Here is an 11459-nt window from a genome sequence, read left to right as displayed (position 1 = left end):
CCAGGAGTTGCCAAAACGGGTGAGACTCGCGACAGCCGGAACGGGACTCAGAGGCCTTTATTCGACCCGCGCCAATCGAACACAGGTACAGGAAAACCCCCCTGACCAGCGGGTTCTTGGTTTTGCCCAGTCGATACAGTTTCGTTAAATGTGACATTGGTCACTCGTAGAAGCCTCGACTGCAAGGGGTGAGTTGCTGCTAGCATCCGGAGCGCAAAGAATAACTACGAGGTAACGACACCGTTCGCACCTCACCAACTTTGTGGAGGGAACCCGCCAAGGTCCCAGGACGGGCGGAAACCCTCGAACCGCGGCGACTGTGGCCGCACCGAGCACACGGTCAGCACCGCGGCACCCGAGACCCACTGGAGACGACCTTGAGTCACTGGCGCCTGAACAATCCCCGGGCCTCCCGGGCGAAGTCGGCCCTCGCCAGACGAATCAAGCACAAGCCCCGCCACGCCTTCTGCGCCGAGCGCGCGATCACGGCGCTCCTGGGCGAACTCGTCTCAGCCACCCAGCGGCAGTTCTACTGGTCGGGCACCACCGAGATGGCCGTCATGTCGGTCCAGCGCGACGTCAACGTCTGGTGTCGCGACGGGCGCTTCTTCTGGAACGACCTGTTCCACGGCGGCACGGTCTCCCATCCCGCGAGCGACCCGGTCGGCGCCGCCGAGCTCCTCAACCCCTTCGCCCGGGGACCCGAGCCCGTCTACAGCCACGGTTTCGGCGCCGCACGCCAGCCGGTCGCCGCCTGACACCGCGCCTCCTCTCCCCGCTCCACCGCCGCCCGGCCCTGGTCAGCCGTGCGCTCCGCACCCGCAGCGCTCTGGAAGACTGGGACGGGGGGGGACATATCGTGTCCCCCCGCGCAGTGAACAGAGCACAGTGAGGAGACCGGGAACCATGATCCTGATCGTCGTCAAGTACAGGGTCAGGCCGGAGGCCGTCGACCGCTTCCTCGACGAGGTCGCCGACTTCACCGCCGCCACCCGGGCCGAGCCCGGGAACCTGTGGTTCGAGTGGTCCCGCAGCGTCGAGCGCGACGACGAGTTCGTCCTGGTCGAGGCGTTCCGGGACGGCACGGGCGAGGCCCACGTCAACAGCGACCACTTCCGTGAGGGCCTGGCCCGGATGAAGCCGCTGCTCGCCGAGACCCCGCTCATCGTCAGCCGCTCCGTGGAGGGCGAGGGCTGGGACCGCATGGGCGAGCTCACCGTCGACGCCTAGGCGTGTCGGCCCCCCGCCCCCTCGGGCGGACCGCCGGGCGGGTTAGTCTGCCGGTCGGTCATCCGACGAGGGGAAGGCGGTCCGTGGGCACCTACGTGGCGAGCGAGGATCGGTACGAGACGACGGAGTACCGCAGGAGCGGTGACAGCGGGCTGCACCTGCCCCGCCTGTCGCTGGGCCTGTGGCAGAACTTCGGCGCGGACCGCGACCAGGAGAACCAGCGCCGCATCCTGCGCCGGGCGTTCGACCTCGGCGTGTTCCACTTCGACCTCGCGAACAACTACGGACCGCCGCCCGGCGCCGCCGAGGAGAACCTCGGTCGCGCCCTGGCCGAGGACTTCGCCCCCTACCGGGACGAACTGGTCATCACCACGAAGGCCGGGTGGGTCATGGGCCCCGGCCCCCACCAGCGGGGCGGGTCGCGCAAGTACCTGCTCTCGTCGCTGGACCGGTCCCTGGCCAGGATGGGCCTCGACCACGTGGACGTCTTCTACAGCCACCGGCCCGACCCGGACACGCCGCTGGAGGAGACCATGGGGGCCCTCCACCACGCCGTGGTGTCCGGCCGGGCCCTGTACGCCGGCATCTCGTCGTACGGCCCCGCTGCCACCAGGGAGGCCGCCCGCATCATGCGGGAGCTGGGCACCCCGCTGACCGTGCACCAGCCGTCGTACTCGATGCTCAACCGGTGGGTGGAGGGCGGCCTGCTGGAGGCGGCGGCCGACGAGGGCATGGGCGTGGTGGCGTTCTCGCCGCTGGCCCAGGGCGTGCTGACCCCGCGCTACCTCGGCGGCGAGGTGCCGCCGGACTCCCGCGCGGGCGTGGGCCGCCCGAGCTGGCGCGACAACATGCTGTCCGAGGAGGTCCTGGAGCGGGCGCGCGCCCTGGACGCCATCGCCTCGGAGCGCGGCCAGACGCTCGCCCAGATGGCGATCTCCTGGGTGCTGCGGGACCAGGGGCCGCGCACGGTGACGACCGCGCTCATCGGGGCGTCGAGCGTGGAGCAGCTCGAACAGAACCTCGCCGCGCTGGACTCCCCCGGGTTCAGCGACGAGGAGCTGCGGCGCATCGACGAGTGGGCCGTGGACTCCGACGTCAACATCTGGTCCGGGGCCACCGCCTCCCGCCCGTAGGGCGTGTGCCGGGGGCCGGCGGGGGCGTCGCCCCGCGCGGCCTCCCGGCCTCCCCGGGGCCGCGCGGCGCACGCGGTTCCCCGGGGCCGCCCATTGGGGCCCGCCCTCCGGCGGGGTCCCGGGCGGTCCCTATTCCGGGCGCCGGGGGGCGGGCGCGCGCGTTCACCGGGTTTCGCGGCGAAGTCGGGCACAACAGATCTTCGGATCTGAACCACCAAAGGGTGACATAAGGGCACACACCCCCTGTGAACCGGCCGGAATCGTGCTCTATCAGCGATCTTCTCGGGTTACGGTGACTCCTGAGAAACCTCCGGCAGACGCACCGGACCGTCCTGGCGGGCCCCGAGGCGTCCTCCGCCCCTGGCCCCCCAGAGGACCCATGCGCCCCCTCAACCCCGACGAGCCCACCCAGCTCGGGGAGTTCCGCCTCATCGCCCACCTCGGCTCCTGCGGCATGGGCCGCGTGTACCTGGGCGCGGACCCGCACGGGCGCCCCGCCGCCGTCACGGTCGTCCGCGCCGCGTACGCCGTCGACCTGGACTTCCGTGCCCGCTTCGCCCGCGAGGCCGCCCTCGCCCCCCGGACGGTCAGCCGCTTCGCCCCGCCCCTCCTCGGCCACGACCTGTCCGCCCCCATCCCCTGGACCGCCACCGCGTACGTCCCCGGGCCCACGCTGCGCGAGCTGGTGGAACGCACCGGGCCCCTCCCCCCGGCGGCGGCGTCCGTCCTCGCCCGGGGGATCGCCGAGGCCCTGGGCACGGCCCACCACGCGGGCGCCGTGCACCGGGGCCTCACGCCCTCGACCGTCCTGGTGGACGCGCACGGCCCCCGGCTCATCGACTTCGGCGTCGCCAGGGCCGTGGACGAGGCCCGGCTCACCCGCCCCGGCGAGGGCGTCGGCTCCGCCGCCTACACGGCGCCCGAGCTCCTCTCCGGCGGCAGGGCCGCCGCCGCCGGCGACCTGTTCTCCCTCGGCGGAGCCCTGCTGTTCGCGACCACGGGGGCCGACCCCTTCGGGGAGGGGCACCCCTCGACCCTGCTGTACCGGGTCCTGCGCGAGCCGCCCTCCCTGGACGGGGTCCCGGGCCCCCTGCGCCCGCTCGTGGCCGCGTGCCTGGACAAGCTCCCCGAGAACCGGCCGACCGCGCAGGAGGTCCTCGACCACCTCGGCGGACCGCTCCCCGAGGAACCCCCGACCGCCCCGTGGCTGCCGCCGCGGGCCCGCGCCGCGGTCGCCGCGGCCGAGGAGTCCTACCGCTCCGCGGCCGGCCCCCGGGGCGGCGGCCCCCCGGCCCCCGATCCCTGGGCCGCGCTCGCTCCGGGCGCCCGGCCGGCGCCCCCCGCACGCACCGCTCCCCGGCGGCGGGGCAGGGCCGTGCTGCGCGTCGCGGCCCTCCTGGGCGTGGCGGTCCTCCTCGCGGGCGCGGGCCTGTTCGCCGTCGCGGCCCCGGCGTGGGAGGCGGCCGGGGAGACCGGCGCCGCCCGCGACTGCTCCGCGTCCGGAATCCTGGCCGGGAACCTCGCCCTCACCGGCCCGCCGCAGGTCATGTTCCCCCCGGACGTGCCCCTCGAACTCTCGTTCTCCCCCGACGGCACCGTCCTGGCCGTCTCCCAGGTCGACCGCGTGACCCTGTGGGACTGGGAGGGGTCACGGCCCCTGGCCCGGATCGACAACGAGGCGGCCACGGTGCCCCCCGCCCCGGCCGCGTTCAGCCCGGACGGCTGCCTGCTCGCCTACGGCACGCTCCACGGGACCGCCGTCACCGACCTGTCCACGGGCAGGGCGTGGAACGTCGGACCGGAGCAGGCCGTCCGGTCCGTCGCCTTCAGCCCCGACGGCTCCTCGCTGGCCGTGGGCGTGCGGAGCGACCCCGGGGCGCGGTTCCTGCACCTCTACGAGACGGAGCACTGGAAGCTGACGGCCGCCCTGCCCGGCTCCGGGAGCCTCGGCGCGATCCAGTACTCGCCCGACGGCACCACCGTGGCGGGCGGCGAGGTGGGCGGGGGCGTCGCGGTGTGGCGCACGGGGGCCGGGGGCCTCGACCGGCTGGGCCTGGTCGACGAGCGCGCGCGGGTGGGCGCGGACGCCTTCGACATCCTCCCGGACGGCTCGGGCGTCCTGCTCATCCGCTCGGACCGCGTCCTGCTGGTCGAGCCGCAGAACGAACGGGTCCTGCGCGAGTTCGTGCCCGACGACGAGGACCACTTCCTGGTCGACGTCGCCTACAGCGAGGCGAGCGGCCGGGTCTTCGCCGCCATGCTGGCCCCGGGCGCCGGGTCGGGCAGCACGATGGCGTGGGACTACGGCGACGCGGCCAGCGCCCGGCTCGGCCCGGACCTGCCCCGGCTGTTCCCGCTCGTCCTGTCCCCGGACGGGTCGCGGCTCGCCGGGCTGCGCGCGGACACCGGCGACCTGGCCGTCTACGACACCGACCTGTCGCTGCTCGGGGTGATCGGCGACTGACCCGGGCGGGCCGCGACCGGTCACCCGTCCGGGCGGTCCGCCCACGAACCGCTACATTGGCGGAGGAACCCTCCCGAGCACCGCCCCGACCCCGCGCGACCGCCCCCGCGCCGGTGCCATGACGCAGTGAGGAACGCGTACCCGCCGTGCAGCCCCTCGCCTCCGACGACCCCCGGCACATCGGCCGCCACAGGCTCCTCGCCCGCATCGGCGCGGGCGGCATGGGCAGGGTGTACCTGGCGCGCACCCCGGACGGCCACCTGCGCGCGCTCAAGGTGGTCAAGGAGGACCTGGCCCACGACATCGGGTTCCGGGACCGGTTCGCGCGGGAGGTCCGCGCCGCCCGGCGGGTGCGCGGCCCCTTCACCCCGGCCGTGACCGACGCCGACACGGACGCCGACGTCCCGTGGATGGCCACCGAGTACGTGCCCGGCCCCACGCTGAAGGAGGCCGTGAGCGCGAACGGCCCCTTCCCCGGCCCCTCGCTGCTGGTTCTGGCCCTCGGGCTCGCCCGGGCCCTGGAGACGGTCCACGAGGCGGGGCTGATGCACCGCGACCTGAAGCCGGGCAACATCCTGCTGTCCCCGCGCGGCCCGCAGGTGATCGACTTCGGCATCGCCCGCGCCGTCGAGGGCACGGTGCTCACCCGCACCGGGCAGACCTTCGGCACCCCCGCCTACACCTCGCCCGAGCAGATCACGGGGCACGGCGTCTCCCAGCTCAGCGACCTCTTCTCCCTGGCGGGCGCGGTGGTGTTCGCCGCCTCGGCGGAGCCCCCGTTCGGCTTCGGGCGCCCGGTCGACTCCCTGCGCCGGATCACGGCCGACGAACCCGCGCTGGGGGCGGTCCCCGAGGGCCCCCTGCGCGACGTGCTGGCCCGCTGCTTCGCCAAGGACCCCGCCGGGCGGCCCGACGCCGCGGAGGTCCGGGGAGCACTCTCCGCGCTGCCCCTCCCGTCGGCCGAGCACGGCTGGCTTCCCGCCCCCGTGACGGAGCAGATCGACGCCCGGGAGGGCGAGGTCCGGAGGGCGGAGGAGGCCGGGCGCACCACCGTGGACCTCGGGGACGGGACGCCGCCGCCGTCGGGCGGGTCCGACGGCGGCGGGTCCGACGGCGGCGGGTCCGACGGGCGGTCCGCCCGAGGGGGCGGGGCACCGGAGGGCGCCGGGGGCGGACGGCCGCGGTGGCGCCGCCGGACGGCGGTCGCCGCGGCGGCGGCCGCATCCGCGCTGGTCGTCGCGGGAGGGGCGGCCCTCGCGCTCACCGCGCTGCCCGGCGGCGGGGACCCGCGGGAGGCGGCCGGGGGCGGTCCCCCGGCCCCGCCCGGCCCCTCCGCCTCCCCCTCGGCGCGGGGCGCGCCGGAGGTCGACCTGGAGGGGTGGATCTACGAGGTCGACTTCTCCGTGGACGGCGAGTCCCTGTACGTGTTCGGCATGTCCCTGTCCAGGTGGGACTGGCAGGCCGGGGAACCCGTCGACGTGTTCGAGCCCGCCCCGTCCGCGGCGGACATCGGTCCCGACGACCACGTCGCCGGCGCCTACAGCGACCAGATCCGCGTGTGGGACGGCGGCAGCGGCGACGAGGTCAACCGGTTCGGCCAGGACAACGGCGGCCGCGGGTTCTACGACATGCCGGCCCTCTCCTCCGACGGGTCCCGGGTGGCGGTGCTCGCCGCCGAGAACGGCGACCCCCGCGAGGAGCGGGTCGTCCAGGTCTGGGACGTGGCGGAGGGGACGCCCGGCGTGGAGTTCCCCGCCGGAGGGGTCCTCACCGACCTGAGCTACACCGCCGACGACTCCCTGCTCGTCGGCACGGTCATGGAGGAGGGGTTCGACTCCTACGTCGGGGTGGCCGTGTGGGACCCCGCGACCGGCGAGCGGCTCCACCTGTTCGAGGGCGGGGACCACTACGCGTTCGCCCTCGCGCCCGACGGGCGGACCATGGCCCTCCAGAGCGGCGCGAGGCGGGTCGACATCGTCGACCTCCGCACCGGCGGGGTCGTCCGCCCCCTCGCCGAACCGGACGCGAGCCACGAGTCCGTCACCGGCATCGGCTACTCCTCGGACGGCGAGCGGGTCCTCGCGGGCTCCTTCGGCTGGGACGACGACCGGGGAAGCGTGTGGGACGCCTCGACGGGCGGACTCCTCCGCGACGCCGACGTGATGGTGTACGCGCCCATGGGGTCGCACCCGGAGGACGAGTACCTGGCCACGGTCGCCGACGGCGGCGGACGCGTCCTCGTCCTCGACGCCGACTACACCGTCGTCAACGAGCTGAGCTGACCGGAGGGCCGCCATGCAGCACCTCGCACCCCGCGATCCGCGCCGGATCGGACCGTACCGGACCGTCGCCCTGCTGGGCGCCGGAGGCATGGGCCGCGTCTACCTGGGGATCGACCGGGAGGGCCGCACCGCCGCCGTCAAGGCGGTGCGGGCGGAGTACGCGTACGACCCCGACTTCCGGGAGCGGTTCGCGCGCGAACTCGACCTCGCCCGCCGGGTGCACGGCGCCCACACGCCCCGGGTGCTGGACGCGGACACGTCCGGCCGGACCCCCTGGATGGCCACCGAGTACGTGCGGGGCCCCTCCCTGCACGACCTGGTCCGGTCCGTGGGGCCGCTGCCCGAGGACAGCGTGCGGTTCGCCGCCCGGGGCGTCGCCCAGGCCCTGGAACGGGTGCACTCCCACGGGCTGGTGCACCGCGACCTCAAACCCGGCAACGTGATGGTCTCGGCCGCGGGGCCGCAGGTCATCGACTTCGGCATCGCCGCCGCGCTGGAGGACACCGGGCAGGGCGGGGACGGGCGGCTCGTCGGCACCCCGGGGTACATGGCCCCCGAGAACATCCGCCGGGAGCCGGGCGGCGCCGCCGCCGACGTCTTCGCCCTGGGCGGGATGATCGTGTACGCGCTGACCGGCACCGGGCCGTTCGGCGAGGGCCACCCCTCCGCCGTGATGTACCGCATCACGAACCAGGACCCCGTGCTGACGGGCATCCCCGAGCGGCTGCACGGCCTCGTCTCGGCGTGCCTGGACAAGGACCCCCGGGAGCGTCCCTCCGCGTCGCGGGTGCTGCACGCCCTGGGCGGTCCGGCCGCGCCTCCGACGACGGCGTCCGCCTGGCTGCCCCCGCCCGCCGTCCACATGCTCGAACGGATCGACGGCGAGCACCGGGACGCCGTCGCCGCCGCGGGCCCCGGGGCCGCGGGCGGCGCCCCCGCCTCCCGGGCCCGGCGGCGCCCGCCGCTCGTCGGCGCCGCGGCGGCCGCGCTGCTCCTCACCGCCGGGGCGGGGACGTGGGCCCTGGCCGGCCCGTCCGGCGGCGGGACCGCGGAGGAGGGCCCCGGCCGCCGCACCCGGTGCGACCTCACCGAGCACATCGCCCCGGAGTTCGCCGAGGCGGCCCGGCCGGCGCCGGACATCCCGTCGTCGTCCGTCCCTCCGGGCACCGTGTTCTCCGCCGACGGCCGGGTCCTCGTCGTCGCCGGGAGCCAGGGGCTGGCCCTGTGGGACTGGGAGGAGGGCACCGAGATCGCCCGGATCGAGGACGAGGTCCCCGGCCTGTCGCCCACCCCGCTCGTCAGCCCGGACGGCTGCCGCGTGGGCTACAACGGGACGGGCGTGCACGTGTACGTCGCCGGAACGGGCGAGCACACCGTGTACCGGGAGGACGTGGAGGTCGTCGCCTCGGCCTTCGACCCCGGCGGCGAGGGCCTGTACCTGGTCGAGGGCACGGGGGAGCCGGAGTCGGCCGTGCTGCGCGTCGACCTGGAGACCGCCGAGGTCACCGACACCTACAGCGGGACCGACGGCGCCCACACGATCGCGGTCTCCCCCGGCGGCGGGTACCTGGCGGCCGTCGACTACACGGGGCAGGTGCGGGTCTGGGACACGGAGAGCGGCGCGACCCTCTTCGAGGCCGGGGGCGCCGAGCCCGGGTACGGGCCCAACCTCGAACTCCCCGACGAGGACGGCGGCATCCTGTACATGACCGGGGACGGGGTCGTGCACGAGGACTTCCTCGACGGGGGCCCGCCCCGCACGTTCGCCCCGGCCGCGATGCCGGAGAACGGGCTCAGCGAGTTCGTCCTGAGCCCCGGGGCGGACCGGCTGTACGCCCCGTACACGTCCGGGGAGCTGATCGTCGACGAGGACTCGGAGGGGTTCGGGATGAAGGTCTGGGAGTTCTCCACCGGCGAGGAGCTGACCGGGGAGGAGGACGAGGGGTACGTCAGTCGGCTCGGTATGCACCCCGACGGCCACGTGTTCACGGGGGTCCCGCTCCTCCTCCCGGACGTCTGGATCGTGGACGCGGAGCGCCTGCGCCTCCACAGCAGCATCGGCTGACCCGCCGCGGCCCCCTCCGAACGGGCCGGGGACCCGGCTCCGGGGCCCCGGCCGCCCCCGCCCAAAGCGGTCCCGCACCGGACACGGGACCGTCCCGCCCCCGCCCGCACCGCCACGACACCGGTAAGGCCCATGCTCTCTCTCCACCCCCACGATCCCCCGGCCGTCGGCCCCTACCGGCTCCACGCCCGCCTGGGCGAGGACGCCTGCGCGCGCGTCTACCTGGGCTCGGCGCCCGGGGAGCGCCCCGTGGCCGTGAGGGTCGTGCGCTCCGGGTACGCCGCCGACCCCGGGTTCCGGTCGGCGTTCACCCGCCTGGTGGAGAGCGCGTACGGACCGGACGGCCGCCACGTGTGCGGCGTGCGCTCCGCCGACCCGGGCGGAGCCGTGCCGTGGGCGGCGGTCGACCGGCCGCCCGGCCCGACCCTGGCCGACCACGTCCGCGAACACGGCCCGGTCCCGGCGGACGCCCTCCACGCGCTCGCCCTCGCCCTGGCGCAGGGGCTCGCCGAGCTGCACGCCCGGGGCCGCTCCCACGGCGCGCTGCGGCCCGACGGGGTGGTGCTCACCCGGGAGACCGCGCTCCTCGCCGACGCCGGGCTGGAGCGGGCCGCGTCGGACTCCGGTCAGCGCGCTCCCCGCCCCTCCTTCGCGGCGCCCGAGGGCGGCGCGGCCCCCGCCGCGGACGTGTTCTCGTGGGCGGCGACCCTGTCCTTCGCCGCGAGCGGGGCCGAGGGGGCTCCCGGCCTGCCGCGCGTCCCGCTCCAGCTCCGGGGGCTGGTCGACGCGTGCCTGCGCCGGGGTCCGGACCTGCGCCCCAGCGCCGCCGACCTGGTGCGGATGCTCGGCGGCCCCGCCGAGCCGGGCCCGTGGCCGCCGGGGTTCCGCGACCGGCTGGAGGAGGCCGCGGCACGGCAGGAGGCGGCGGTGGCCGCCGACGGGCCGGGACGGTCGGAGCGGCCCTCCGGGACCGGGCCGGGGGAGGCTGGCGTGCCGGACGGGGGCGCCGGGGGCACAGGGGCGGACGCCCGGGGGCGCCGGAACGGCCGGAGGGCGGTCGCCGCGGCCGCGGCGGTCCTCGCCCTGGCCGCCGTGGGCGGGGCGGCCGTGTGGGGGCACCGCCTGTCGACCGGGGACGGTGGCGCGGCGGGGGAACCGGACAGGGCGGACACCGCCGGGCTGGTCACCGAGGGCGGCTGCCCGGACGGCGGAGGGTTCCCGCCGCCCGGCGAGGACGTCGACGGCGCGCGGACCACGGTGTGGGAGACCGCCTTCAGCCCGGACGGCGACCGCCTGGCCGTCACCACCGCCGAGCACGGGCTGACGGTGTGGGACTGGCGGACCGGGGAGGAGGTCGCCAGGCCGGCGGGATCGGTGGGGCTCGCGGTGGGCCCGGTGTTCGCCCCGACCGGGTGCACCCTCGCCGTGACCGTGCCCACGTCCTTCGAGGGCCGGGGCGACGAGCAGGTGCGGGTCGCCCGCACCTTCGACCTCGCGGCCGGCACGTCCGCCGAGCACCTGGGACCGCAGGACGGGCCCGTCGGGACCGGGGGGACGTGGACGGCCAGGCCGCGCCACGCGGAGGGCCTCGCGTTCAGCCCCGACGGGTCGCGGCTGGCCGTCTCCCTGGAGCGGGCCGGCGACAGGCCGAGCGTCGCCGTCGTCGACACGGGGACCGGCGCACGGGTGTCCGAGATCGCGGAGGTCCCGGTCCACGGGACGGCCTTCGCGGACGCCGGGCGCGTCCTCACCAACGACGGGGGGACGATCACCGTGTGGGACGCGGAGAGCGGCGAGGAGCTGCACACCGTCCGGGGGACGTCGCACCGCCTGTTCGCCGCGGTGCCCGGAACCGACGAGGTGGTCCACCTCGTCGGCGACCGGATCGTGTGGTGGGACTACGCCGCCCGCTCGGAGGTGCGGTCCTTCGAGCTCACGGGCTTCGCCGACGCCGAAGGGCCGATCCCCGTGGACCTGGTGCTCTCCGCCGCGCTCGACCGCGTGTACGTGAGCTGGCTGGCCCCCGGGGACGACCCCCTGGAGGACGGCGCGTACACGACGCACGCGTTCGACGCGGAGACCGGTGAGGACCTCGCGGCCGACGGCCGTGGAGCCGTCGGACTCCAGGAGGTCTCCGCGCACCCCGGGGGCGAGGTCCTGGCGGGCGTCTCCGCCGAGGGGCGCGTCGTCCTGGTCGACCCCGACACCCTGGAGCCGGCCGAGACGCTGTTCTGACGGGGCCGGCATGGGCGCCGGGACGGCCGGCGCCGCAGGGCGCCGGGTCC

7 protein-coding genes are annotated in these 11459 nt (G+C 76.1%); all 7 read left to right on the top strand.

Annotated features, from left to right (window positions below):
• Positions 1-377 precede the first annotated feature (377 nt).
• The 7 genes from ACQPYD_RS01520 to ACQPYD_RS01490 all read left to right on the top strand — a co-directional run bounded on the left by ACQPYD_RS01520 (position 378) and on the right by ACQPYD_RS01490 (position 11409).
• Entirely contained in the window at positions 378-758 is a 381-nt protein-coding gene (locus ACQPYD_RS01520; RefSeq protein WP_330160857.1) for a hypothetical protein, read from the top strand.
• Between the two features lie 148 nt (positions 759-906).
• Positions 907-1230, top strand: coding sequence for a putative quinol monooxygenase (locus ACQPYD_RS01515; RefSeq protein ID WP_267947623.1), 324 nt, complete (start codon positions 907-909; stop codon positions 1228-1230).
• An 83-nt stretch (positions 1231-1313) separates the two neighbouring features.
• Complete coding sequence (locus ACQPYD_RS01510) at positions 1314-2363, top strand: aldo/keto reductase (RefSeq protein WP_267947622.1); 1050 nt, start codon at positions 1314-1316, stop codon at positions 2361-2363.
• A 379-nt stretch (positions 2364-2742) separates the two neighbouring features.
• A complete protein-coding gene (locus ACQPYD_RS01505) occupies positions 2743-4827 on the top strand; it encodes a WD40 repeat domain-containing serine/threonine protein kinase (RefSeq protein ID WP_433699442.1) in 2085 nt (694 codons plus the stop codon).
• Positions 4828-4973: 146 nt separating this feature from the next.
• Positions 4974-7109 (top strand): WD40 repeat domain-containing serine/threonine protein kinase, encoded by a 2136-nt coding sequence (locus tag ACQPYD_RS01500; protein WP_433699441.1) that lies wholly within the window; start codon positions 4974-4976, stop codon positions 7107-7109.
• A 13-nt stretch (positions 7110-7122) separates the two neighbouring features.
• Complete coding sequence (locus ACQPYD_RS01495; RefSeq protein WP_433699440.1) at positions 7123-9174, top strand: protein kinase domain-containing protein; 2052 nt, start codon at positions 7123-7125, stop codon at positions 9172-9174.
• Positions 9175-9306: 132 nt separating this feature from the next.
• The gene (locus ACQPYD_RS01490; protein WP_433699439.1) at positions 9307-11409 is read left to right on the top strand and encodes an acyl-ACP thioesterase; all 2103 of its coding nucleotides are present in this window, start codon (positions 9307-9309) and stop codon (positions 11407-11409) included.
• The last annotated feature ends 50 nt before the right edge of the window (positions 11410-11459 follow it).

Origin of the sequence: Nocardiopsis sp. CA-288880 (genome assembly GCF_050955985.1) — a bacterium.
Taxonomy (GTDB): domain Bacteria; phylum Actinomycetota; class Actinomycetes; order Streptosporangiales; family Streptosporangiaceae; genus Nocardiopsis; species Nocardiopsis tropica.
The sequence above is the reverse complement of the archived record's forward strand: the minus strand, read 5'-3'. Positions and strand labels throughout refer to the sequence as shown.

What these genes read in the sequence shown, in the direction of transcription:
- ACQPYD_RS01505 (WP_433699442.1), top strand. Translation starts at nt 2,743, where the DNA reads ATGCGCCCCCTCAACCCCGACGAGCCCACCCAGCTCGGGGAGTTCCGC.
- ACQPYD_RS01490 (WP_433699439.1), top strand. Translation starts at nt 9,307, where the DNA reads ATGCTCTCTCTCCACCCCCACGATCCCCCGGCCGTCGGCCCCTACCGG.
- ACQPYD_RS01495 (WP_433699440.1), top strand. Translation starts at nt 7,123, where the DNA reads ATGCAGCACCTCGCACCCCGCGATCCGCGCCGGATCGGACCGTACCGG.
- ACQPYD_RS01515 (WP_267947623.1), top strand. Translation starts at nt 907, where the DNA reads ATGATCCTGATCGTCGTCAAGTACAGGGTCAGGCCGGAGGCCGTCGAC.